Source organism: Pseudoxanthomonas japonensis, from assembly GCF_043632995.1.
Taxonomy (GTDB): Bacteria; Pseudomonadota; Gammaproteobacteria; order Xanthomonadales; family Xanthomonadaceae; genus Pseudoxanthomonas_A; species Pseudoxanthomonas_A japonensis.
The window spans coordinates 3,280,855-3,303,677 of sequence record NZ_CP171632.1 but is presented as its reverse complement, the minus strand read 5'-3'; the positions used below and the strand labels follow the sequence as shown (position 1 = coordinate 3,303,677).

Annotated in this window: 20 protein-coding genes; 13 read left to right on the top strand and 7 right to left on the bottom strand. The window is 64.4% G+C overall.

The window, feature by feature from the left end:
• The first annotated feature begins 49 nt into the window (after positions 1–49).
• Entirely contained in the window at positions 50–1,276 is a 1,227-nt protein-coding gene (gene ftsZ / locus ACGHX3_RS15455) for a cell division protein FtsZ (protein ID WP_213604586.1), read from the top strand.
• A 328-nt stretch (positions 1,277–1,604) separates the two neighbouring features.
• The gene (gene lpxC, locus ACGHX3_RS15450; RefSeq protein ID WP_394695533.1) at positions 1,605–2,519 is read left to right on the top strand and encodes a UDP-3-O-acyl-N-acetylglucosamine deacetylase; all 915 of its coding nucleotides are present in this window, start codon (positions 1,605–1,607) and stop codon (positions 2,517–2,519) included.
• Between the two features lie 201 nt (positions 2,520–2,720).
• Here the strand turns inward: lpxC and ACGHX3_RS15445 are convergent, their stop codons facing one another.
• Entirely contained in the window at positions 2,721–3,194 is a 474-nt protein-coding gene (locus tag ACGHX3_RS15445; protein WP_394695532.1) for a DUF721 domain-containing protein, read from the bottom strand.
• An 8-nt stretch (positions 3,195–3,202) separates the two neighbouring features.
• Here ACGHX3_RS15445 and ACGHX3_RS15440 point away from each other — a divergent pair, with 8 nt between their 5' ends.
• From ACGHX3_RS15440 to ACGHX3_RS15430, 3 genes are all read left to right on the top strand, one after another.
• Positions 3,203–4,153 carry a M23 family metallopeptidase gene (locus ACGHX3_RS15440; protein ID WP_213604589.1) on the top strand — a complete coding sequence of 317 codons (951 nt, stop codon included), beginning with the start codon at positions 3,203–3,205 and terminating at the stop codon, positions 4,151–4,153.
• A gap of 171 nt (positions 4,154–4,324) precedes the next feature.
• Complete coding sequence (gene secA, locus ACGHX3_RS15435; RefSeq protein ID WP_394695531.1) at positions 4,325–7,078, top strand: preprotein translocase subunit SecA; 2,754 nt, start codon at positions 4,325–4,327, stop codon at positions 7,076–7,078.
• 117 nt (positions 7,079–7,195) lie between these two features.
• Complete coding sequence (locus tag ACGHX3_RS15430) at positions 7,196–8,170, top strand: bifunctional MutT family pyrophosphohydrolase/thiamine phosphate synthase (protein WP_394695530.1); 975 nt, start codon at positions 7,196–7,198, stop codon at positions 8,168–8,170.
• A gap of 321 nt (positions 8,171–8,491) precedes the next feature.
• Here ACGHX3_RS15430 and coaE read toward each other — a convergent pair whose 3' ends face one another.
• The 5 genes from coaE to ACGHX3_RS15405 form a co-directional block, all read right to left on the bottom strand.
• Complete coding sequence (coaE, locus tag ACGHX3_RS15425; RefSeq protein WP_394695529.1) at positions 8,492–9,109, bottom strand: dephospho-CoA kinase; 618 nt, start codon at positions 9,107–9,109, stop codon at positions 8,492–8,494.
• Between the two features lie 132 nt (positions 9,110–9,241).
• Positions 9,242–10,105 (bottom strand): A24 family peptidase, encoded by an 864-nt coding sequence (locus ACGHX3_RS15420; protein ID WP_394695528.1) that lies wholly within the window; start codon positions 10,103–10,105, stop codon positions 9,242–9,244.
• A 3-nt stretch (positions 10,106–10,108) separates the two neighbouring features.
• Positions 10,109–11,371 carry a type II secretion system F family protein gene (locus ACGHX3_RS15415; RefSeq protein ID WP_394695527.1) on the bottom strand — a complete coding sequence of 421 codons (1,263 nt, stop codon included), beginning with the start codon at positions 11,369–11,371 and terminating at the stop codon, positions 10,109–10,111.
• Positions 11,372–11,638: 267 nt separating this feature from the next.
• The gene (pilB, locus tag ACGHX3_RS15410) at positions 11,639–13,372 is read right to left on the bottom strand and encodes a type IV pilus assembly protein (RefSeq protein WP_394695526.1); all 1,734 of its coding nucleotides are present in this window, start codon (positions 13,370–13,372) and stop codon (positions 11,639–11,641) included.
• 90 nt (positions 13,373–13,462) lie between these two features.
• The gene (locus tag ACGHX3_RS15405) at positions 13,463–13,792 is read right to left on the bottom strand and encodes a prepilin-type N-terminal cleavage/methylation domain-containing protein (RefSeq protein WP_394695525.1); all 330 of its coding nucleotides are present in this window, start codon (positions 13,790–13,792) and stop codon (positions 13,463–13,465) included.
• Between the two features lie 212 nt (positions 13,793–14,004).
• Here ACGHX3_RS15405 and ACGHX3_RS15400 point away from each other — a divergent pair, with 212 nt between their 5' ends.
• From ACGHX3_RS15400 to ACGHX3_RS15365, 8 genes are all read left to right on the top strand, one after another.
• On the top strand, positions 14,005–14,856 hold the full coding sequence (locus ACGHX3_RS15400; protein ID WP_394695524.1) for a glycosyltransferase family 2 protein: 852 nt from the start codon (positions 14,005–14,007) through the stop codon (positions 14,854–14,856).
• A gap of 82 nt (positions 14,857–14,938) precedes the next feature.
• A complete protein-coding gene (locus ACGHX3_RS15395; RefSeq protein WP_394695523.1) occupies positions 14,939–16,213 on the top strand; it encodes a glycosyltransferase family 4 protein in 1,275 nt (424 codons plus the stop codon).
• Positions 16,210–17,457, top strand: a complete 1,248-nt coding sequence (locus ACGHX3_RS15390) for a lipopolysaccharide biosynthesis protein (RefSeq protein ID WP_394695522.1) — start codon at positions 16,210–16,212, stop codon at positions 17,455–17,457. Before ACGHX3_RS15395 ends, ACGHX3_RS15390 begins: the two co-directional genes overlap by 4 nt.
• A gap of 166 nt (positions 17,458–17,623) precedes the next feature.
• Positions 17,624–18,658 (top strand): glycosyltransferase, encoded by a 1,035-nt coding sequence (locus ACGHX3_RS15385; protein WP_394695521.1) that lies wholly within the window; start codon positions 17,624–17,626, stop codon positions 18,656–18,658.
• Complete coding sequence (locus tag ACGHX3_RS15380) at positions 18,651–19,391, top strand: WbqC family protein (protein ID WP_394695520.1); 741 nt, start codon at positions 18,651–18,653, stop codon at positions 19,389–19,391. Before ACGHX3_RS15385 ends, ACGHX3_RS15380 begins: the two co-directional genes overlap by 8 nt.
• The gene (locus ACGHX3_RS15375; RefSeq protein WP_394695519.1) at positions 19,388–20,116 is read left to right on the top strand and encodes a class I SAM-dependent methyltransferase; all 729 of its coding nucleotides are present in this window, start codon (positions 19,388–19,390) and stop codon (positions 20,114–20,116) included. Before ACGHX3_RS15380 ends, ACGHX3_RS15375 begins: the two co-directional genes overlap by 4 nt.
• A gap of 4 nt (positions 20,117–20,120) precedes the next feature.
• On the top strand, positions 20,121–20,552 hold the full coding sequence (locus ACGHX3_RS15370) for a flavodoxin domain-containing protein (RefSeq protein ID WP_394695518.1): 432 nt from the start codon (positions 20,121–20,123) through the stop codon (positions 20,550–20,552).
• Positions 20,552–21,538: a leucine-rich repeat domain-containing protein gene (locus tag ACGHX3_RS15365; RefSeq protein ID WP_394695517.1), complete on the top strand. Its 987-nt coding sequence runs from the start codon at positions 20,552–20,554 to the stop codon at positions 21,536–21,538. The genes ACGHX3_RS15370 and ACGHX3_RS15365 overlap by 1 nt, the downstream gene beginning before the upstream one ends.
• A gap of 2 nt (positions 21,539–21,540) precedes the next feature.
• Here ACGHX3_RS15365 and ACGHX3_RS15360 read toward each other — a convergent pair whose 3' ends face one another.
• Positions 21,541–22,707 (bottom strand): DegT/DnrJ/EryC1/StrS aminotransferase family protein, encoded by a 1,167-nt coding sequence (locus tag ACGHX3_RS15360; RefSeq protein WP_394695516.1) that lies wholly within the window; start codon positions 22,705–22,707, stop codon positions 21,541–21,543.
• Positions 22,708–22,823: the final 116 nt, after the last annotated feature.

The following is a 22,823-nucleotide window of genomic DNA, read 5'->3' as shown; positions in this document are numbered from 1 at the left end:
ACGTTCGTTCCAACAAGCACTACATAACTAAATAAACGAGGACAAGGACATGGCACATTTCGAACTGGTTGAGAAGATGGCCCCGAATGCGGTGATCAAGGTCGTGGGCGTGGGCGGCGGCGGCGGCAACGCCGTGGCGCACATGGTCAACGGCAGCGTGGACGGCGTGGAGTTCATCACCGCCAACACCGATTCGCAGGCGATCAAGAACTGCGGCGCCAAGCTGCAGCTGCAGTTGGGCAGCAACGTCACCAAGGGCCTGGGCGCGGGCGCGAATCCGGAAGTCGGTCGCCAGGCCGCGCTGGAAGACCGCGAGCGCATCATCGACGCCCTCGACGGCGCCGACATGGTGTTCATCACCGCCGGCATGGGCGGTGGCACCGGCACGGGCGCCGCGCCGGTCGTGGCGCAGCTGGCCAAGGAAATGGGCATCCTGACCGTCGCCGTGGTCACCAAGCCGTTCCCGTTCGAAGGCCGTCGCCGCATGCAGGTCGCGCTAAAGGGCATCGAGGAACTGAGCCACCACTGCGACTCGCTGATCACCATCCCGAACGAGAAGCTGATCACCGTGCTGGGCCGCAACGCGACGATGATCCAGGCGTTCCGCGCCGCCAACGACGTGCTGCTCGGCGCCGTGCAGGGCATCGCCGACCTGATCGTGCGTCCGGGGCTGATCAACGTCGACTTCGCCGACGTGCGCACCGTGATGAGCGAGATGGGCCTGGCCATGATGGGCACCGGCTCCGCCCGCGGCGACGACCGCGCGCAGGCCGCCGCCGAGGCCGCGATCCAGAATCCGCTGCTGGACGACGTCAACCTCAACGGCGCCAACGGCATCCTGGTCAACATCACCGCCGGTCCGGACTTCACCATGGCCGAGTTCGACGAAGTCGGCCGCACCATCGAAGGCTTCGCCTCCGAAGACGCGACCGTGGTCGTCGGCACCGTGCTGGACCCGGACATGCAGGACGAAGTGCGCGTGACCGTGGTGGCCACCGGCCTGAACCGCAACGCCGCCCGCCAGCCGGTCGGCCGTGGCGGCGACCTGCGCGAGCCGATGCGCGCGCCGATCAAGCTGGTCCGCGACGCCACCACCGGCATGCCGATCGACGACGGTTTCCCGATGGATCCGATCAGTGCCGCCACCAGCGGCCTGGGGCTGCGTCGCGGTTCGGCCTCGCCGGCACCGTCCGCGCCGGCGTCCGCGCCGGTCGCGGCGGAACTGCCGTCGGACTACCTGGATATCCCGGCGTTCCTGCGCCGCCAGGCGGACTGATCGCATAGAAGTGGAACCCTCCTCCGCTTGCGGGGGAGGGCAGGGTGGGGGGCAAGCGGAGTCGGTCGACGCGAATGCCATCCAGTGGGTTCGAGCGAGCGGTCTTCGGCGCCCCCATCCCAACCTTCCCCCGCATGCGGGGGAAGGGGCTGTGTACTGCCATGTCCCTTCGCTGCCGGGCCTTCGCCGGTCCGGCAGCCCTTTCCCGACGGCCTTAGCAGACTGTTGTTGCAGGGGTGGGACAGACCGGTTCTTCCGTTAAGATTCAGTGGTCTGCGTGATATTCTCGCTGCCCGCTCAGGTTCCCCCCACCTGTGAATTCCTGCCGATGGCCCAGCAACGCACCCTCAACAACGTGATCCGCGCGACGGGCGTGGGGCTGCACAGTGGCGAAAAGGTCTACATGACCCTGCGCCCGGCCCCCGTGGATACCGGCATCGTGTTCCGTCGCATCGACCTGGCGCCGGTGGTTGAGATTCCCGCCAGCGCGCAACTGGTCACCGAGACCACGCTGTGCACCGGCCTGACCTGTGAAGGCGCCAAGGTGCAGACCGTCGAGCACCTGATGTCGGCGATGGCCGGCCTCGGCGTCGACAACGCCTATGTGGAACTGTCCTCGGCCGAGTTGCCGATCATGGACGGCTCCGCGGGTCCGTTCGTGTTCCTGATCCAGTCCGCCGGCATCGCCGAGCAGGACGCACCGAAGCGCTTCATCCGCATCCTCCGTCCGGTCGAAGTCACCGAGGGCGACAAGGTGGCGCGTTTCGATCCTTACGACGGCTTCAAGCTCGGCTTCACCGTCAAGTTCGACCATCCGATGATCCCGGCCTCGCAGTCGCGTGCGGAAGTGGACTTCTCCACCGGCGCCTACATCAAGGAAGTCGCGCGCGCGCGCACGTTCGGCTTCATGCGCGACCTGGAGTACATGCGCGAGCGCAACCTGGGCCTCGGCGGCTCCATGGACAACGCGATCGTGCTGGACGAGTTCCGCGTGCTGAATGAGGACGGCCTGCGCTATGCGGACGAGTTCGTCCGCCACAAGATCCTTGACGCCATCGGCGACCTGTACCTCGCCGGCAAGCCCATCCTGGGTGCCTACGAGGGCTTCAAGTCGGGCCACGCGCTGAACAACAAGCTGGTCCGTGCCCTGCTGGCCGAGACCTCGGCGTGGGAAGAAGTGACCTTCGAGGACCGCGCAACGCCGTCGCCGGTCGCCTACGTGACCCCGGCCCTCGCTGTCTGAGACGTCCGTCCCGCCGGGACGGTGAATCCGTTGTCGCCCGGTTTCCCACCCCCGTCACGCGGTGGTGTGCGATTGGTTACGCCTTGACGAAAGTGTGACGTCAGTCAGGGAATGGGTTCGAAAATAACGCGCCCTTAACTTCCGGCTAACGTCCCGACCGGCGGTGGCCGGTACCATGCCCCGTCCTTCGTGATGGCCGGGTCAAATTTCCCGCCTCCCACGATGAATGCCCCTCGGGGCCGGCGCGTCGGCGGAGTCCGATGCCGACAGGAGGTCGAGGGCGGCTTGCAGGCCTTTGCGGGACGCTTCCGATACGGGTACGACCGGGTTCTGCGCAGGCTTCCGGGGATGAAGCGGCGCCAGACTCGTCTTGGCAGTGACTTCGCTGACTGCCAGTCCGATGGATTGGGCCACGTTGATCAATTCGGGTGCCGCCAGGCGTAGCCGGGCGTTCCACACGGGGGAGTCGACGATAAAAACGAGCCGCTTGCCCGCCACGTTCGCCAACCGGCAATGCGGCGCGAGGGCAGGCGGAAGGCAGGGGCGAAGCTGCTGTTCCAAGGCGTCGAGCCACAGGGCGCGACGCACCGGGTCGGTGGCGGCATCCGTCAGGGCAGCCTGCAGGGCAGGTTGCGCGATGCCGGCGCGGCGCGGCTTGGACTTCGAATCAGACATCGGTATCTATGAGCTTTAAGACCATCGTAAACAATTCGCGTACCTGGTGGGCCCATGCGTCCGCCCATGGTGCCTACCGTATCCGTCTCGCGTTCCATGCACGTCCGCTGGCCAGCGCCGCGGTGCTGGTCGCCGCCGGCCTGCTGGTCGGCGCCGCCGGACGCAGTGCCGCCGGCCTGGGCCAGGTCTCGCTGCTGCAGGCCAAGGCCGAGCAGCGCGATGCGGAACTGGAGCAGGTGCGCCGCGGCGCCCAGCAGGAAATCAATGCCATGGCCGCGCGCCTGGGCGAGCTGCAGGCGCAGGCCAACCGCCTGAACGCCCTGGGCGAGCGCCTGACCCGCGTGGGCCAGTTGCAGGACGGCGAGTTCGACTTCAACGAGCCGGTCGGCGTCGGCGGCAACGATGTCTCCTTCGACATGAAGCCCGCCGACCTGAAGGACGGCGTGGACAAGCTGGAGCGGCAGTTCGCCGCTTCCGGCCGACAGCTGTCGGTGCTGGAAGCGCTGCTGTTCAACCGCGAACTGGACAGGAACGCGACCCCCGGCCGCATGCCGATCGCCAACAGCTACATCACCTCAGGTTTCGGCGGTCGCGCCGATCCGTTCGGCGGCGGTGGCCAGAACCACAAGGGCATCGACTTCAAGGCGCGCGTCGGCGACCCGGTGCTGTCGGTGGCCGATGGCGTGGTGAGCTTCGCCGGCGTAAAGGGCGGCTACGGCAACGTCATCGACGTCGACCATGGCAACGGCTACGTCACCCGTTATGCGCACAACTCGCGCCTCAGCGTGCGTGCGGGCGATCTGGTCCGCGTGGGCCAGGAAGTCGCCAAGGCGGGCTCGACCGGCCGTTCGACCGGCGCGCACGTGCATTTCGAGGTGTGGGAGAACGGGCGCGTGGTCAATCCGCGTAAGTTCCTGGGCGAAGGCCCGACGCCGGTGGGCCAGGTCAAGCGCGGCTGATCGCGCGGAACCAATCGGGGGCGGGACGGTCTTACGGCCCGCCTTGATTCCCCGGGCGGCGCCCCAAGCTACAATACGGTGTTGCCAGACAGGGCGCCTAGCGCCCTGTTTCGTTTTTGGGGCCGCACACGCTGCGCCGCCCCGGCGTCCTTTTCCTTTCCGGTTCCCTACATGATCAACAACCTGCTCACCCGTGTCTTCGGCAGCCGCAACGAGCGCCTGCTCAAGCAGCTGCACCGCACCGTCGACAAGATCAACGTGCTGGAAGCGGAGCTGCAGAAGCTCACCGACGAGCAGCTGAAGGCCAAGACGCCGGAGTTCCAGCAGCGCATTGCGGGTGGCGAATCGCTCGACAAGATCCTGCCCGAAGCCTTCGCGGTGTGCCGCGAGGCCAGCCGCCGCGTGCTGGGCATGCGCCACTACGACGTGCAGCTGATCGGCGGCATGGTGCTGCATCTGGGCAAGATCGCGGAAATGCGCACGGGTGAAGGCAAGACGCTGGTCGCCACGCTGCCGACCTACCTCAATGCGCTGGAAGGCAAGGGCGTGCACGTCGTCACCGTGAACGACTACCTGGCCCGCCGCGACTCGGCCTGGATGGGCCGCCTGTACAACTGGCTGGGCCTGACGGTCGGCGTTGTGTACCCGGGCATGCCGCACGGCGACAAGAGCGCCGCCTACGCCGCCGACATCACCTACGGCACCAACAACGAATTCGGCTTCGACTACCTGCGCGACAACATGGCGATGTCGCGCGCCGACCGCTTCCAGCGCGGCCTGCACTACGCCATCGTCGACGAAGTCGACTCCATCCTGATCGACGAGGCGCGCACGCCGCTGATCATCTCCGGTCCGGCCGACGAGTCGCCGGAACTGTACATCCGCGTCAACCGCATCGTGCCGCAGCTGATCAAGCAGGAAAGCGAGGAAGCCGAGGGCGACTACTGGGTCGATGAGAAGGGCAAGCAGGTGCACCTGTCCGAAGCGGGCATGGAGCATGCCGAGGAGCTGCTGCTGCAGGCCGGCATCATCAGCGAGGAAGAACCGCTGTACGGCGCCAACAACCTGTCCGTCGTGCACCACCTCAACGCCGCGCTGCGCGCGCATGCCATCTACCAGCGCGACGTCGACTACATCGTGCGCGATGGCGAAGTGGTCATCGTCGACGAGTTCACCGGCCGCACGCTGGCGGGTCGTCGCTGGTCCGACGGCCTGCACCAGGCGGTCGAGGCGAAGGAAGGCGTGCCGGTCCAGCGTGAGAACCAGACGCTGGCCAGCGTGACGTTCCAGAACCTGTTCCGCATGTACAACAAGCTATCCGGCATGACCGGCACGGCCGATACCGAAGCCTTCGAATTCCAGAGCATCTACGGCCTGGAAGTCATCGTCATCCCGACCAACCGCCCGACCGTGCGCAAGGATTCGCCCGACCAGGTGTTCCTCAACCGGCAGGGCAAGTTCAAGGCGGTGCTGGCCGACATCCAGGACTGCTACCAGCGCGGCCAGCCGGTGCTGGTGGGCACCACGTCGATCGAGACGTCGGAAATGCTGTCTGACTTCCTCAACAAGGCCGGCGTGCCGCACGAGGTGCTCAACGCCAAGCAGCACGAGCGCGAAGCGCACATCGTCGCGCAGGCCGGTCGTCCGGGCGCGATCACCATCGCCACCAACATGGCCGGTCGCGGTACCGACATCGTGCTGGGCGGCTCGCTGGAAGCCGAATACGAAGCGCTGGGTGAAGACGCCGACGAGGCCGCGCGCGCCGCGGTGAAGGCCGAGTGGCAGCAGCGGCATGACGCCGTGAAGGCCGCCGGGGGCCTGCACATCGTCGGCACCGAACGCCACGAATCGCGCCGCATCGACAACCAGCTGCGCGGCCGTTCCGGCCGCCAGGGCGATCCGGGTTCGTCCCGCTTCTACCTGTCGCTGGAAGACAACCTGATGCGCATCTTCGCCTCGGACTGGGTCCAGAAGGCGATGAAGCTGATCGGCATGAAGGAAGACGACGTCATCGAGGACAAGCTGGTCAGCCGGCAGATCGAGAAGGCGCAGCGCAAGGTGGAAGCGCACAACTTCGACATCCGCAAGAACCTGCTGGACTTTGACGACGTCAACAACGACCAGCGCAAGGTGATCTACGCCCAGCGCGACGAGCTGCTCGATGCGGAGTCGGTGAAGGACAACATCGACGGCATCCGCGGCGACGTGGTCGCCGAGACGGTCGCCCGCTTCGTGCCGCTGAACTCGGTGGACGAGCAATGGGACCTGCGCGGCCTGGAAAGCGAACTGGGCGAAGAAATGGGCGCGGAGATCCCCGTGAGCCGCTGGCGCGAAGAGGCCGAAGAGCTCGATGCCGAAACCATCGAGCGCCGCGTGCAGGACGCGATGGACCAGCACTTCGCCGACAAGGAAGCCGCGATCGGTAGCGAAACCATGCGCGCGCTGGAAAAGCACATCATGCTGACCGTGCTCGACAAGAACTGGAAGGAGCACCTGGCGCGCATGGACTACCTGCGCCAGGGCATCCACCTGCGCGGCTATGCGCAGAAGCAGCCCAAGCAGGAGTACAAGAAGGAAGCCTTCGAACTGTTCTCCAGCATGCTGGAGCGGGTGAAGAGCGAAGTGGTCACCCTGTTGTCGCGCGTGCGCATCCGCAGCGAGGAAGAGGTCGCGGCGCTGGAGGCGCAGGAGCGCGCGATGGCCGAGGCGCAGGCCCGGCAGATGCAGTTCCAGCACCAGGATGCCGGCGGTTACGGCGCCGACGAGGAAGCCGAAGAGGCGCAGCGCCTGGCCGCCGCGCAGGGTGGCTACGTGCAGTCCGGCCCGGTGCAGGCGCACCGCGATGCACCCAAGGTCGGCCGCAACGACCCGTGCCCCTGCGGCAGCGGCAAGAAGTTCAAGCACTGCCACGGCCAGCTGGCCTGAGGCATCGCCGCATCGCCCGACGGAAAAGGCCGCGCACTGCGCGGCTTTTTCTTTGCGCCGGGCCAGGCCCGACAAGACTATTTGCGTCTACCGGCCGGTTCCCGGCAAGCTGTTTCCATGCCCACCCCGTTGCGTTCCATCCATGTCATGGCCGCCGTCATCGCCGACGCGCGCGGCCGCATCCTGCTGGCCCGCCGCACGGAGGGGCGCGACCTGGCCGGGCGCTGGGAGTTTCCCGGCGGCAAACAGGAGCCGGGGGAGAGTCCCGAGGACGCGCTGGTGCGCGAGTTGCGGGAGGAACTCGGCATCGAGGCGCGGGTGGGCGACCACGTCATCAGCGTCCCGCAGCAGTACCCCGACAAGCGGCTGTGCCTGGAAGTCCGCCACCTGACGGGCTGGACCGGCACGCCGCGTGGACACGAAGGGCAGGCGCTGGCCTGGGTCGCGCCCGACAAGCTGATGCGTTACGACATGCCGCCGGCCGACCGCCCCGTGGTGGCGGCACTGCGGCAACCGGATCGCTACCTGGTCACGCCGGAGCCGGAAGACCCGGCACGTTGGCTGGCCGCGCTCGACCAGGCTCTCGCGGACGGTGTCCGTCGTGTGCAGCTGCGCGTGCGCAGCCTGTCCGGCGAGGCATGGACGACGCTGGCGCGGAGCGCCGTCGCGCGCTGCCGCGATGCGGGCGTGGAGGTGCTGCTCAACGGCGACATCGACCTGGCGCGCGACCTGCAGGTTGGCGTGCACCTGCGCGCATCGCAACTCGCGGCACTGACGGCCAGGCCGTTGCCTGAGGGCCTGACGGTCGCAGCGTCCTGCCACACCGCCGCCGAGCTACAGCAGGCCGAAGCGGTGGGGTGCGACTTCGCGGTCGTCGGCAGCCTCCATCCGACGCCCAGCCACCCCGGCGGTCAATCGCTCGGCTGGCCCGGGTTCGTCCACCTTCGCGAAGGCGTGTCGCTGCCGATCTACGCCATCGGCGGCATGACGCCCGCGGACATCGATGAGGCACGCCGGCACGGCGCGCAGGGCATCGCGGCGATCCGGAGCCTTTGGCCAGCCACGGTTCGGGAAGCGCCTCATGAAATGTAGAGCCGAGCTTGCTCGGCTCCGCGAGGCATGGCCACCGGGCCAGCGGAGCAAGCTTCGCTCTACGGGGTGGAGTCGAGGCGATGCGGAGCCCTTGGCCGGCCCCGGTTCGGGAAGCGCCTCAGTCGATGTAGAGCCGAGCTTGCTCGGCTGCGCGAGGCATGGCCACCGGGTCAGCGGAGCAAGCTCCGCTCTACGGGGTGGAGTCGAGGCGATGCGGAGCCCTTGGCCGGCCACGGTTCGGGAAGCGCCTCAGTCGATGTAGAACCGAGCTTGCTCGGCTCCGCAAGGCATGGCCACCGGGCCAGCGGAGCAAGCTCCGCTCTACGGGGTGGCAGCCGCCAAGGCCAGGTACCGCCGGTGCAGCGCGTCGGCGGCGTGCTGCAGGTGCGCGATGTCGCCGTCGTTGACGACGATGTCGTCGGCCAGCGCCAGCCGGTCGGCGCGCGAGGCCTGCGCGGCCATCATCCGTTCCGCCAGCGCGGCGTCGATGCCGTCGCGCTGCATCAGCCGGGCTTTCTGCACGGCGGTCGGCGTGTCGACCACCAGGATCCGGTGGAGCCACGGATAAACCGCACGGCCCCCGCCTTCGGCCAGCAGCGGGATCACCGCGATGGCGTAGGGACTGGTTGCGTTCTGGCAGATCTCCCGCAGGTGTGTGCGGATCGCGGGATGCAGGATCGCCTCCAGTGCCCGCCGTTCCCCGTCGTTGCCGAACACCCGCTGGCGCAGGGCAGCGCGGTCCAACTGGCCATCCGCCAGCAGTACCTCGCGACCGAACCGCTCCACCACGGCGGCCAGCGCCGGCGAGCCCGGTTTCACCACGTCGCGGGCCAGCAGGTCGGCATCCGCCACGACGATGCCATGCGCGGCGAACGCCTTCTCCAGCGCGCTCTTGCCCGAGGCGATGCCGCCGGTCAGTCCGATGAAGTAGTCGCTCATGGGGGGATTATGGACATTCCCCGGCGCCATCCGCCAAGCCCATCATGCCGCGCAGGGGCGCCCCATGGGCGCGATGCCGTTGCTTCGGTCTTCGGTCCGTTGCCCCAGAAGCATCGCGGGCATGGCCCGCTCCTACGCCAGCCCGGCGAAGCGCAGATAGGCATCGATCATCTGCTCACCCCAGAAGAAGACGATCCAGCCGGCGATGGCGAGATAGGGGCCGAACGGAATGGGCGTCGCATGATCACGACCTTTGATGCCCAGCCAGACCGAGCCGATCACCGCGCCCACCACCGAGGAGATCAGGATGATGGGCAGCACGCCGCTCAGGCCGACCCACGCGCCCAGCGCCGCCAGCAGCTTGAAGTCGCCGCGGCCCATGCCTTCCTTGCCGGTGACCTGCTTGAACAGCCACCACACCAGCCACAGCGACACGTAGCCGGCGATGGCACCCAGCAGCGCGGGCTTGGCCGGCATGTAGAGGTTGTCCAGGCTGCCAATCAGGCCCAGCCACATCAGCGGCAACGTCAGCTGGTCGGGCAACAGGCGCGTGCGCAGGTCGATGCCGCTCAGCGCCACCAGGTAGCAGCCCAGCAGCGCCGCCCCGAAACCCTGCCAGCCGAAGCCGAAGCGCCACACGGCCGCAACCGCCAGCAGTGAGGTCAGCAGTTCGACGATGGGATATTGCGGCGAGATCGGCGCCTTGCAGTGCCGGCACTTGCCACGCAGCACCAGCCAGCTGAACAGCGGGATGTTCTCGTACCAGGACAGCGGCGTCTTGCAGTGCGGGCAATGCGAGCGTTCGACCACGATGCCGGGCGGCGGCGGGTCGTAGAGCTCGGGCTCTTCCAGCACTTCACGTGCGTCGCGCTTCCACTCCCATTCCAGCCGCTTGGGCAGTCGCAGGATGACCACGTTGAGGAAGCTGCCCACCAGCAGGCCGAGGCCTGCGACCACCGGGTATCCCAGTTCGGGGTGTTGATCGAGGAACGCCACAGGTCAGCCGGCTACCGTCGCGGCGACCTTGAAGATCGGCAGGTACAGCGCCACCACCAGGCCACCGACCAGCACGCCGATGATCACCATGATGAAGGGCTCGATCAAGCTGGACAGCGCATCCACCGCGTTGTTGACCTCCTGCTCGTAATACTCGGCCACCTTGAACAGCATGTTGTCCAGCGCACCGGCTTCCTCGCCGATGGCGGTCATCTGCACCACCATGTGCGGGAACTGCTGGGTCTGCTTCATCGCCATGTTCAGCGGGTAGCCCACCGACACGTCGTCGCGCATGCGGTGCACGGCCTTCTCGTACACGGAGTTGCCAGTGGCGCCGGCCACCGTGTCCAGCGCCTCGACCAGCGGCACGCCGGCCTTGAAGGTCACCGCCGTGGTGCGGGCAAAACGCGCGATCGACGAGTTGTGCATGATCTGGCCGATCACCGGCACGCGCAGGATCATGCGGTCGACCGCATGCTGGAACGCAGGCGACCGCTTGAACAGGTACATGCCCAGGAAGCCCGCACCCACCACCAGCGCGAGGATCAGCCACCACCAGCTGACCATGAAGCGCGACAGTCCGATGACCAGTTGGGTGAAGTAGGGCAGCTCGGTGCCGAAGCTGGCGAACGTCTCCTCGAACGTCGGCACCACGAAGATCAGGATCACCGCGCAGACCAGGATCGCCACCGCGATGACGGCCGTCGGGTAGAACAGCGCCTTCTTGATCTTGCCCTTCAGCGCTTCCAGGTTCTCCTTGTAGCTGGCGATGGTCTCCAGCACGGTCTCGAGCACACCCGCCGACTCGCCGGCGCGCACCAGGTTGCGGTACAGCTCGTCGAACTGCACCGGGTGCTTGCTGATCGCCTCGTACAGCGACGAGCCGCCTTCGATGTCGAAGCGGATCTGCTGCACCATCTTGCCCATGCGGGGGTTCTTCTGGCCGCCCTCGATGATCTCCAGCGACGACACCATCGGCACGCCGGACTTCATCATCGTCGCCAGTTGGCGGCTGAAGAAGGCGATCTCCTTGGCGGAGATGGTCTTGCCTGCCGTGCCGAACAGCGGCTTCGGCTTCACCTTCACCACGGTCGGGGTGATGCCCTGCTTGCGCAGCTCGGCGCGCAGGAAGTTGGCGTTCTTGGACGACTGCTCGCCCTTCATCTTGACGCCGCGCTTGTCGGTGCCCTCCCAGACGAACAGGTTCAGCGGATTCTCGCGCGCGGGCGCGGTGGCGGATTTCGCAGCGGAACGGGTCACGGCCATCGGTAGTCCCCTGTCCGGATTTCCCCACCCGGACGTCAATGCCGCATGGTAGCCGGTTATCGGCCCAATGGAAGCGGCGCGCCTGTGACGGCGGCCGGGTTTCGGTGAATGCGGTCACCGCGGCCCACCCTGCAGCCAGAACAGGGCGTCAAGCGGCTGCAGGAGCGGGCCATGTCCGCGATGCGCTTTCGTGCACGGACCGGAAAGCATCGCGCCCCAGGGCGCTCCTGCAGATCTCGCCCCGCACCCTTGAAGGCGCGGCGCGACTCAATCCTTGGTCACGCGGTTGATCTCGGCCAGGCTGGTGATGCCGTTGCGCACCTTCAGCAGCGCCGACTGGCGCAGGTCGCGGATACCGGCCTTCTGGGCCACCTCGGCGATCTGCAGGGCGTTGCCGCCTTCCAGCACGATCTCTTGGATCGCCTCGCTCATCGGCATCACCTGGTAGATGCCCGTCCGGCCCTTGTAGCCACTGGTGCACTCATCGCAGCCGACGGCCTCATAGACGGCGAAGCCGCTCGCGATCTCCGCCTCGGTGAATCCCTCGGCGAGCAGGGCCTGCGGCGGCAACTGCGCCGGACGCTTGCACTTGGGGCACAGCCGGCGCGCCAGGCGCTGGGCGATGACCAGCGTCACCGAGCTTGTGATGTTGTAGGGCGCGATGCCCATGTTCATCAGGCGCGCGATAGTCTGCGGGGCATCGTTCGTATGCAGGGTGGACAGCACCATGTGGCCGGTCTGCGCCGCCTTGATGGCGATCTCGGCGGTCTCCAGGTCGCGGATTTCGCCCACCATGATGATGTCCGGATCCTGGCGCAGGAAGCTGCGCAGCGCGGCGGCGAAGGTCATGCCGCGGCGGTTGTTCTGCTGCACCTGGTTGACGCCCGGCAGGCGGATTTCCACCGGATCTTCCGCGGTGGAGATGTTGCGGGTCTCGTCGTTCAGGATGCCCAGCGCGGTGTACAGGCTGACCGTCTTGCCCGAGCCGGTCGGGCCGGTCACCAGCACCATGCCGTAGGGCTTGTGGATGGCGTCCTCGAACAGCTTCTGCTGGTCCGGCTCGTAGCCCAGCTTGTCGATGCCCAGTTTCGCGGCGCTGCCGTCCAGGATACGCAGCACGATCTTTTCGCCGAACAGCGTGGGCAGCGTGCTGACGCGGAAGTCGATCTGCTTGGTCTTGGACAGGTTCAGCTTGATGCGTCCGTCCTGCGGCACGCGCTTCTCGGCGATATCCAGCTGCGACATCACCTTCAGGCGGGCCGCGATGCGGTCCTTCAGCTTGGTCGGCGCCTTGGCCACCTGCTTGAGGATGCCGTCGATGCGCAGGCGCACGCGGTAGTCGGTCTCGTAGGGCTCGAAGTGGATGTCCGAGGCGCCGCGCTTGATCGCGTCCACCAGCACCTTGTTGACGAACTTGACCACGGGCGTGTCGTCGCCTTTCGCATCCACGGCGCTGTCGCCACCGCCGTCCTCGTCCCCCGCGTCCACGTCCAGGCTGTCCAGGCCGTCGTCATCTTCGCCGAAGTTGCTGGCCAATGCACCGGCCGCGTTCTGCCACTGGTCCAGCGTCCGTCGCAACTGGTCCTCATCGACCAGGATCGGCTCGACGATCAGGTTGGTGTGGAACTTGATCTCGTCCAGCGCCGAATGGCTGCGGGTGGGATCCGACACGCCGACGAACAGCTTGCCGCCGCGCTTGTACAGCGGCAGCACCTGGTGCTTCTGCACCAGTTCCTCGCTGACCAGCTTGAGTGCGTTGTGCGTAGGGTCGAAGGCAGAGGCATCCAGCAGCGACATGCCGAATTCCATGGCATTCGCGGCCGCCAGCTGCGGGGCGGTGACCAGCCGCTTTTCCGCGATCCACTGCGGCAGCGGCACCTTGGCTTCGGTGGCGCTGGCCATCGCCGTGCGGGCGACAGCCTCATCCAGCGCGCCGTCCTGGACCAGTCGGCGGGCAATGCCGGTGATGCCGACGAGATTGGCGGAGGCGACTGCATTCATAGCGATATCCAGAAAGACCGAGCTTCCGACATTAAAGCAAGAAGCGCGCCCATGCGCCGCCTCGCCTTTAGGAAGACGGAACGGGCGTCACTACAGGTTGCAGGAACCGCCCGCCAGCAGGCTGCAGGTCACTGTGCCGGTACCCGGCGAGAGAGGAACCGCCGTGAACATGGTGGCCGTATCGGCGGGCGTGGCGATAGCCTGGCAGCGCCCCGCGCTGTGGGCGGGAATCGCGTAGTTGCCTGCCATCGCAGACACCACGCCAGTGGCATAGGCCTTGGCCTCTCCCAAGCAGGCGCTGTCGGCGGAGCGGATGGTGAATGCACGATAGGCGGGCAGCGCGATGGCAGCAAGGATGGCGATGATCGCCACCACGATCATCAGTTCGATCAATGTGAATCCACGGATGTCGCGATACATGCTGCCCACCAGATGGAGATGCCGCTGGGGACCAAGCAAGTACCGCGCCATAGTGGAAGGACATAAGGCCAAGGCAGGGATAATTGCGTCAAAATGTGACGGACACCGTCATTTCTGTCGCCGGCAAGATCGCAGAAGCCTCTGGGCCGCCTTCGCATGGGCCTTTCTACGCGTTTGGCTTCCGGATAACCTAGTCGGAAAGGGGACCAAAAATGACCATTTCCGTCATCCTGCCAGCGAAAAACGAGGCGGGTGGCCTGGATCGGACGCTGCCGGCGCTCAACGCCTGCCTGCCGGGCGTCGAAATCATCGTGGTGGACGACGGGTCGACGGACGATACCGCCGCCATCGCCACGGCGCATGGCGCCACCGTGCTCTCCTCGCCCTATTCGATGGGCAACGGTGCGGCCATCAAGCGGGGCGCGCGCGCGGCGAAAGGCGACATCCTGGTCTTCATGGATGCGGACGGCCAGCACGACCCCGCCTGCATCGACGCCTTGCTGGCCAAGCTGGACGAGGGCTACGACATGGTGGTTGGTGCGCGGGACTGGTCCGGGCAGGCCGGCGTGCATCGGGGCGCGGCGAACGCGTTCTACAACTGGCTCGCCAGCCGGATGACGGGGTTCGACGTCAAGGACCTGACGTCGGGCTTCCGCGTCGTGCGCGCCGACAAGTTCCGCGAGTTCATCCATCTGCTGCCCAACGGCTTCAGTTACCCGACCACCAGCACCATGGCGTTCTTCCGCAGCGCCTACGCGGTGGCCTACCTGCCGATTCCGGTGGCGAAGCGCCTGGGCAAGAGCCACATCAGGCCGCTCCGCGATGGCGTCCGGTTCCTGCTGATCATCTTCAAGATCGCCACGCTGTACTCGCCGCTCAAGCTGTTCGCGCCGGCGGCGGGCCTGTTCTTCCTGACGGCACTGGGCTACTACGCCTACACCTTCGTCACGCAAGGGCGCTTCACCAACATGAGCGCGTTGCTGTTCAGTGCGTCGGTCATCGTCTTTCTGATCGGGCTGGTGTCCGAGCAGATCACGGCGTTGACCTATCGGCGTGACGATTGACGGCGATGCCGCCCATGCATTTTCTCTACGGTGGCGGTGGGTGGAGGCTGGATGGCGCTGTTTCTTGTCGCCCCGGGCGCGCATGGATGACGGACCTGCGTCCGGAAAGCGTGCGCCGGCCATGACGGGCGCGCAAAGCCGGCGGCAAAGGGTGATGCTGGTATCGCGCAATATGCCGCCCCTGTTGGGCGGCATGGAACGGTTGAACTGGCATATCGCGGCCGAACTCGTTTCGGCGCACGACGTGCTCCTGGTGGGCCCCGAAGGATGCGCCGCGCTGGCGCCGGCGAATGTCGAGACGACGGAACTCCCCTTGCAGCCGCTCTGGAAGTTCCTGCTGGCAGGCCTGCGCATCGCACGCCGCGAGGCCTTGCGCTGGAGGCCGGACATCGTGCTCGCGGGCAGCGGTCTTGCTGCACCCCTCGCGTACATCGCGGCGCGTTCGTGCGGTGCGCGCACGGCCGTCTATGTGCATGGTCTGGATATCATCGTGGATCACCGGGCGTACCGGTGGTTATGGCTTCCGATACTGCGGAGGTTCGACAGTGCGATCGCGAACAGCACCAATACCGCGGATCTGGCACGGCGTGCGGGCGTCGCAAGGGGACGCATAAGCGTCGTCCATCCGGGCACGAGCGTCTCGCCGGAGCAGGCAATGCCCGGCAGGCAACCAGTCGCGGCGTCTGATCAAGGCGAGGGGCCGATCCTATTGAGCGTCGGCCGCCTGACCGAACGCAAGGGTCTGGTGCAGTTCATTACCCACGCCATGCCCCTGATCGTCGCGGAGCATCCACACGCGCGTCTGGTGGTGGTGGGTGACGATGCCCCCAATGCCCTGCGCAAGGGCGCGGGCGACCCTAGCCGCGACCTGCTCGCGGCGATCGATTCCGCGGGCATGCAGAGGCATGTGCTTCGCCTGGGGCCATGCAGCGATGAAGAATTGGCCAAGGCTTACGAGCGTGCCGCCGTGCATGTGTTTCCGGTACGGCACGTGCCGGGCGATGTGGAAGGCTTCGGCATGGTGGCGATAGAGGCCGCGGCGCACGGGTTGCCCACCGTCGCGTTCGCGGTGGGCGGCGTGCCCGATGCGGTGTCTGACGGGGTCAGTGGTTATCTTGTCAGTCCGGGGGATTACGAGGCATTCGCCGGTCGTGTCAATCGCATCCTGGCCGGCAGCGATGAGGCGTTGAAGGTAGGAAGCCGCCAGTTCGCCCGTGAATTCGCATGGGAGAAGTTCGGGGAACGTATCCGCGCCGCACTCGTGGCTTCCCTGGTTCGCGATTCAGGTGATGGCGGGTGCCAAGGGCGCGTCGTACTGGACGAGGGAAGCAACGCGAATTCCCGACGACGACCATGAGCAACCGGATCAACACCTTGATTGGATACCGTCCAGGGAAACTGGGACGGGGCGCACTGCTAGGTACGGCTGGCTTGGTCATGCGGGCACTCATCCAAGCCTGCTACCTGATGATTCTTTCTCGTTGGTTAGGTGCCTCGGGCTATGGCCTGTTTGCGGGTTGCGTAGCGCTGGCGGTGCTCGGCGCGCCGTTGGCGAACTGGGGAAGTTCTCTCCTCCTCACGCGCTACATCGCACAAGATCGCGGCCGTTCTCGCGCCATGTGGGCGACCGCGATCACGCAGACTGTTGTTGTAGGCAGCCTGCTCGCGCTGGTGGTGTTGGGATTGTCGACGTGGGTGCTGCAGGAAACCCTTCCGCTGGCTCCCATGCTGCTTCTGGCGCTGTCCGAGTTGATACTCCTGCCGATGGCTTGGGCCGCGGCAAGTCAGTGTTACGCACTCGAACGCGGAGGCACGTCAGCCGTCGTAGTGTGTCTCGTGCCGCTGGGGCGCGCGATGGTTGTTGTGGCCTGTCTTTTGCTCGGTCTTGCTGGTACGCCAGATGTGGTGGCGATAGCGCATTTCGCCGGTTCGGTAGTGGGCTGCGCCGCGATTTTCATCGTGATGGCCAGGCTGGATGGATGGCCGAAATGGCACGAACGTCTTCCTCTTGGCGTCGCAACTCGCCAAGGCACTGCATACGCTCTCAGCAGCGTCGCCAGTACAAGCTATCAGGAGGTGGACAAGGTCCTGATGTTGCAGTTGTTGGGGGCTGCCGTGGCGGGGCCTTACACGGTTGCATTTCGGGTGGTCAGTATCTTCCTGATGCCAATCTCCGCGCTCGTCAGTGCGACACTTCCGCGGTTGATCGCGCAGCATGGGAATATCCAGGCCCCGCGCACCTTCCGCGTGCTGGTGCTCGTCGCAAGCGCCTATGGTTTGCTGGCCGGTGTCGTTATTCTGTTGTCCAGGTCGTTCATTCCTCGCCTTTTCGGCGCGGACTACGGCCAGGTCGCCGATCTTCTTCTTCTGTTGGCGCCATGGCCGTTGTTCTGTGCGCTCCGCCAGTGCTGGGCTGCCAAGCTGACGGCCATGAATGGCCAAGCGACACGTTCCATGCTCGAGATACTCGGCTTTCTCCTTGTTGTGCTTCTTAACTTGATGCTACTTCCACATGTCGGTGCCCAGGCGTCGGCGATCTCGCTGTTGCTTACTGAAGTGGTCGTGCTGATCGGCGTCCTCATCTTCGTCGAGCGGAAATAACGGATGGATAGCCGTAGATGCTCGCAACCCTTGCACAAGGCAAACATCGGTCGATGGGATCTGCGCCTGTGGTCGCAGGTGGCGACGGGCATGGCGTGTGACACCGATCGTTCGTGTGGCGGTCCTGTCCGGGGTGGAAGACATGGCGAATAGGGAGGGGGGCGACATGAACGAGACATCAGTCGTGACGTGGTGCGAGACCAGCGACGATGCGGTGGTTCGCGTAGCGCCGTTGATCAGCGTGCTAATGATCGTATACAACCATAGCGACTATCTCCGCGAAGCGATTGAAGGCATCGTCAAGCAGAAGAGTCACCTCCCGTTTGAACTGATCATCGGGGAGGACGGATCGTCGGACGAGTCGCTGGCAATCGCCTTGGAGTACCAGCAGAAGTTTCCGCAGCTGATACGCGTCCTGCATGGCGGTCCCAACCTGGGGATGAACGGGAATTCGAGGCGTGTCCGGGCGGCTGCCCGCGGAGAGTTCCTCGCCTGGTGCGAAGGAGACGATTACTGGTGCGACACCGGAAAATTGGAAGAGCAGGCCCGCGTCCTGCTCACCCGGCCCGAAGTCGGGGCCGTTCATACGGACTGGGTCAGGAGTCGATTGCGGGAAGGCAACTGGGAGGTCAACTGGAGCGATACGGTGCACCGACGCGTTCCCTTGGCGCTGCTCCAAGGAAGGCTTCTAGCGAACTTCCATAACCCCGTAATTCTCAGGACGTGTACGCTCATGTTCCGAAAGGAAATTGCCGACCGAATCGACAGCTCTTTCTTTGGTCGGCGGAACTACGATTTCGGGGATGCAGTGACTGCCCTGTTCATCACCTCCTTCTGGGACGTAGCTTACCTGCCCAAAGTGACGGCCGTTTATCGACTGTCGCCCGGATCGGTGCTGCGCTCGGGTGTGCCGGCCAGAATCCGCTTTCTCATGAGCTCGCTGGCGTTTGATACGGATGCTCGCGCCCACAAGCCGGCCGGGGGGCGGTATCCAGACGCATACAGGTGGGAGATTCTGGTTGGTCTGGCGCTGTGGTCAGTGCGTGGGCTCGATCGGAGCGCGCTGTTCTTTTCGCTGCGGTCCCTGGCGTCTGATTTCACGCCTCTCGGATTCCTGAAGGCGGCGCTGCTTACCCTCTGGATGCGGCGTCGGACACTATTCGCACGCAGGCCCAAGGCTAGGTTGTCATCGGATGATTGAAGCGAGCGCAGCCATGCTGGACCAGGGGCACGGTCGACGCCTTGCCATCATGCAGCCCTACTTCTTTCCGTATATCGGCTACTTCCAGTTGGTTGCCGCGGTGGACAGGTTTGTCTTCTATGACGACGTCGCTTTCATGAAGCAGGGGTGGATAAACCGAAATCGACTTCTTCTTTCTGGAAGACCAAGCTGGTTCACGCTTCCGGTATCGGGGGCCAGCAGCAACCGAAAGATCAATGAGTTGTCTGTCCAGCCGGGTGACGTTTGGCGGCGAAAGATGCTCGCGTCTGTCAGGCAGTCGTATGGAAGAGCCCCTTACTTCGAGCAGGCCTACGGGCTTCTTGCCGGCATCCTCCTCTCAGACGAGTGTTCGTTGTCCGCGCTCGCGAGAAGGAGCGTTGTCGATCTTTCCCGGTACATGGGGCTGGAGACCGAGTTCGTGGTGTCAAGCGGGCGATATGGGAACGAGGGTATGCAAGGGGCAGAGCGAGTGCTTGACATCTGTCGGCGGGAGCGAGCGACCGAGTACCACAATCTGCCGGGCGGCAAGGCACTTTACTCCGTCGAGCAATTCGCCGCTGCTGGTGTGGAACTGTGCTTCGTGGAGCCCAACCCGATGGAGTACATGCAGATGGAAGCACCGTTCAAACCCTTTCTTTCCATGCTGGATGTTCTGATGTTCAATGAGCGCTCGACCCTTCTTCCACTACTCCAGACGGAAAGCGCTCGATGAACAACCACTGGCAATCTTTCTGGGATGGGTACCGGAATGCGGAGGCGCACTCCGAGGCTGACCTCTTCGTCCAGGTAGGCAAGACGATTGCGCGTCAGCCGATACCGAGGCGCATGTTTGAAATCATGGTGGAAAGGATCGTCGACCGGCTCGAGCTGGGGCGCGAGGACCACCTGCTCGACATGTGTTGTGGCAACGGCTTGGTGAGTTATGAGCTTGGTCCGGTCGTTGGGCATGTCACTGCGGTCGATTTCGCTGCCCATTTGATCGCGGCGGCCAAAGCCTTCAAGCCGCTTCCCAACATAGACTATCGTGTGGGTGACGTCAGTTCGCCCATAAGTGAGATGTTGGATGCGACAGGAACGGAAGCGGGCATGCCCGGCAAGTTCCTGATGAATGACGCGCTCGCGTACTTCGAGCCTGGGTCGCTCGATAGGATCGTTCGGAACATATGCATCGCGCGTGGAGAAGAGCCATTCCGTTTCCTTCTGACGGGAATTCCGAACGCTGCGCGGAAATGGAATTTCTACGACACAGAGGAGCGCAAGGCCCGTCATCTGGAGAATCTTCGCAAGGGCGACGTGGAGAATGAGGGGATGGGCCGTTGGTGGGAATCCTCAGAGATAGAGGACATTGCTGCGGGCAACGGATTGGCAGTGACTGTCGAGGAGCAGCCGCTTGCCATATCGGCCTACAGGATGGATGCGCTGATCTGGCGAGCGTAAGCGAATGGTGATCTTTTCGAGTGTCGGGGGGACTACCCGGAAGGTCGCGCAGCGAGTGGCCGGCCGGGTCGGCGATGAGCTCCTGCTGAGTGCGCGCGAAGCCATGTCGCTTCCCCTGTCGCGAAGGGTGGAGCGTGTCCTTCTCTTCTGTCCGACCTATGGCGATGAAGAACTTGAAGAGAATTTCGAGGATCTCTTGCTTCGCTACGATTGGGCGGCACTGGAAGGTGCGGGTTTCGCATTCTGCGAATTGGGAATTTACACCGGATACGAGAACTTTGGGCATGGACTGGAGCGGATCGTTTGCAGGACATTGATCGATCACGGTCTACATCAACTGGTTCCGTCACTTTCGGTCGATGCGGTTCCGATCACGGATTGGGTGATGGTGGATGCCTGGTCTGATCTGATCCTTTCGCGTCAGACGGTCTCGTGATGAACGATCGGGATGTGGTTCGCTTGTTGCGCAAGAAGGTGGGTGCCGACTTTGAGGCCGTGTTTCGCGGAGATGACTGTGTTGCCCTGAGTTTGCATGATGAGGAAAGTATTTTCCGGGGACTCATCCGGCATCATTCGGATGCCGAGAAGCAGGACATACTGAAGCTGATTTCTCGCTTGAGGAGATTGGAGCACCTGAATCTTAGAAAGAATTCGCTTGGCGAGTTGCCGGAGGAATTCCAAGGATTGGACTCGCTGCGTGTTCTCAATCTAGGTAGCTGCCAGCTGCGCGCTATCCCCGAGTTCGTGTTCAGGAACGCCGCACTCGAGTCCTTGTTCCTTGGCAGCAATCCTATCGAGGTGCTGGATCCGCGGTTGATGTCACTGGACAAGCTCAAGAGCCTGCATCTGCATAAGCTCCTCCTGAAGGGTTTTCCTGATGGCCTGAGTCGGCTGCAGAGACTCGAGACGCTCCATCTCTATCTTTCAGGACTGAAAGAGTTTCCTCGCGAGACCTTCGAGTGCGGGGAGCTTTCCAGTATCAGTTTCGGGTTCTGCCCACTCAGGGTGCTGCCCGATGAAATCGGAAGGCTGCGCCAGCTTAGATACTTCACTTTGGTCGTGACCAAGGTGAAGACTCTTCCGGACAGCTTCTGCGACCTGCGGTCATTGGTGGCCACGCGACTCTACAAGAACAGGATCGAGCGGCTTCCGGACGCAATCGGTTCCTTGTTGAACCTCGAGCAGATCGCTCTCTATCAGAATCACTTGGACACATTGCCGGATTCGTTTCGCGATCTCTCAAGGCTGCGAAAACTGAACTTGGCAAAGAATAGATTCACGGAGCTGCCGTCCGTTATCCGCAACCTGCCGGCGTTGGAATGGTTTGCCTTCTTCGACAATCCAGTTGAATGCGCGCCCCAGGCTTTTCCCGGTCTGGAGACGGTGATTGAGCGGCCTTACGGGGGCTCGCGCATGGGGTGACCCTATCGCTTGCGTGCGCCGGCGACCGTACGCAGGAGTTGGCCTGTGGTTGGAGCAGCGTCTGCGCTGTTGGGCAGGATCACCACCCGGGGCGCCAACGCTGTCGTATTCGGCAGTACCAGGCCAGCGTGCGGGAATAGGTCGCGGTACGGTTGCATCATGTGGCATCCAGGCCAGAAATACTTACGCGCCAGAATTCCTTCCGCGTGCAGCGCTAAGATGATGTCGTCGCGATTCGCCGGAAAGTCTTCCCCGACTTCGAGCACCACATAGTGATGGCTGTTCCGGTCCGTGGGATCGTAGTCAAGCAAAGTGATGCCGGGAAGTCCCGCCAGCTCCTGTTTGTAGATGGTGTGGTTTCTCTGGCCGGCCGCGAAAATCCCATCGATGGCTTGCAGGTTTGCCAGCCCCATCGCCGCACACACTTCGATCATCTTTCCATTAGTGCCTGGATGGATGACATTGTCATAACCCTTGAAGCCGAAATTCCGCATCAAGCGCATGGCATCAGCCAATTCGTCGTCATTGGTGGTGGCCGCACCGCCCTCCATGGTGTTGAATGATTTTGTTGCGTGGAAGCTGAAGACCTCGCATGCACCGAAGCGGCCTATGCTCTGGCCTTTGTAACTGGATCCGAAAGCGTGGGCGGCATCGAACATCAGCTTCAGGCCGTGCTCCTCGGCGAGCGCCTGCAACTCATCAATGGGTGCCGCACGGCCCCACAAGTGCACGCCGATGATGCCCGTCGTTCGGGGTGTGATCATCCGGCGCACCGCGTCCGGGTCCAGGTTGTGGGTGGCGGGGTCGATGTCGGCGAACACCGGCGTGATGCCCTGCCAATGCAGGGCGTGTGCGGTCGCTACGAACGTCCACGAGGGGACGATCACTTCGCCGGCCAGACCCAGCGCACGGATAGCAATCTCCAAGGCGATCGTGCCATTGCACATCGCCACACAGTGTTTTACGCCCAGATGGTCGGCGATGCGCCGCTCCAGTTCGCATACCAGTGGCCCGTTGTTGGTCAGCCATTGGTTGTCGAGAACCTTGCCGACATGTGCAAGGAACGCATCACGGCTGACGATGTTGGGGCGCCCCACATGCACGGGCTGGTCGAAGGCCGGAGGTGCGCCATGGATGGCCAGGTCGTCAAGGGTGCGGATTTCTTTCATGGCCTGCTGCCTGTCTGGCGAAAAGCCTCAATGTTAGGAATGCGATCCGCTGCCCGGACGCCGCCGTCAGCAGTGATCTTGTCATGCACGCCATCATAGCGACGGTATCGATCCGG

Excerpts from the sequence above, each read along its gene's own strand:
- ftsZ (WP_213604586.1), top strand. The coding sequence starts at position 50 with ATGGCACATTTCGAACTGGTTGAGAAGATGGCCCCGAATGCGGTGATC.
- lpxC (WP_394695533.1), top strand. The coding sequence starts at position 1,605 with ATGGCCCAGCAACGCACCCTCAACAACGTGATCCGCGCGACGGGCGTG.
- ACGHX3_RS15445 (WP_394695532.1), bottom strand. The coding sequence starts at position 3,194 with ATGTCTGATTCGAAGTCCAAGCCGCGCCGCGCCGGCATCGCGCAACCT.
- ACGHX3_RS15440 (WP_213604589.1), top strand. The coding sequence starts at position 3,203 with ATGAGCTTTAAGACCATCGTAAACAATTCGCGTACCTGGTGGGCCCAT.
- secA (WP_394695531.1), top strand. The coding sequence starts at position 4,325 with ATGATCAACAACCTGCTCACCCGTGTCTTCGGCAGCCGCAACGAGCGC.
- ACGHX3_RS15430 (WP_394695530.1), top strand. The coding sequence starts at position 7,196 with ATGCCCACCCCGTTGCGTTCCATCCATGTCATGGCCGCCGTCATCGCC.
- coaE (WP_394695529.1), bottom strand. The coding sequence starts at position 9,109 with ATGAGCGACTACTTCATCGGACTGACCGGCGGCATCGCCTCGGGCAAG.
- ACGHX3_RS15415 (WP_394695527.1), bottom strand. The coding sequence starts at position 11,371 with ATGGCCGTGACCCGTTCCGCTGCGAAATCCGCCACCGCGCCCGCGCGC.
- pilB (WP_394695526.1), bottom strand. The coding sequence starts at position 13,372 with ATGAATGCAGTCGCCTCCGCCAATCTCGTCGGCATCACCGGCATTGCC.
- ACGHX3_RS15405 (WP_394695525.1), bottom strand. The coding sequence starts at position 13,792 with ATGTATCGCGACATCCGTGGATTCACATTGATCGAACTGATGATCGTG.
- ACGHX3_RS15400 (WP_394695524.1), top strand. The coding sequence starts at position 14,005 with ATGACCATTTCCGTCATCCTGCCAGCGAAAAACGAGGCGGGTGGCCTG.
- ACGHX3_RS15395 (WP_394695523.1), top strand. The coding sequence starts at position 14,939 with ATGGATGACGGACCTGCGTCCGGAAAGCGTGCGCCGGCCATGACGGGC.
- ACGHX3_RS15390 (WP_394695522.1), top strand. The coding sequence starts at position 16,210 with ATGAGCAACCGGATCAACACCTTGATTGGATACCGTCCAGGGAAACTG.
- ACGHX3_RS15385 (WP_394695521.1), top strand. The coding sequence starts at position 17,624 with ATGAACGAGACATCAGTCGTGACGTGGTGCGAGACCAGCGACGATGCG.
- ACGHX3_RS15380 (WP_394695520.1), top strand. The coding sequence starts at position 18,651 with ATGATTGAAGCGAGCGCAGCCATGCTGGACCAGGGGCACGGTCGACGC.
- ACGHX3_RS15375 (WP_394695519.1), top strand. The coding sequence starts at position 19,388 with ATGAACAACCACTGGCAATCTTTCTGGGATGGGTACCGGAATGCGGAG.
- ACGHX3_RS15370 (WP_394695518.1), top strand. The coding sequence starts at position 20,121 with ATGGTGATCTTTTCGAGTGTCGGGGGGACTACCCGGAAGGTCGCGCAG.
- ACGHX3_RS15365 (WP_394695517.1), top strand. The coding sequence starts at position 20,552 with ATGAACGATCGGGATGTGGTTCGCTTGTTGCGCAAGAAGGTGGGTGCC.
- ACGHX3_RS15360 (WP_394695516.1), bottom strand. The coding sequence starts at position 22,707 with ATGAAAGAAATCCGCACCCTTGACGACCTGGCCATCCATGGCGCACCT.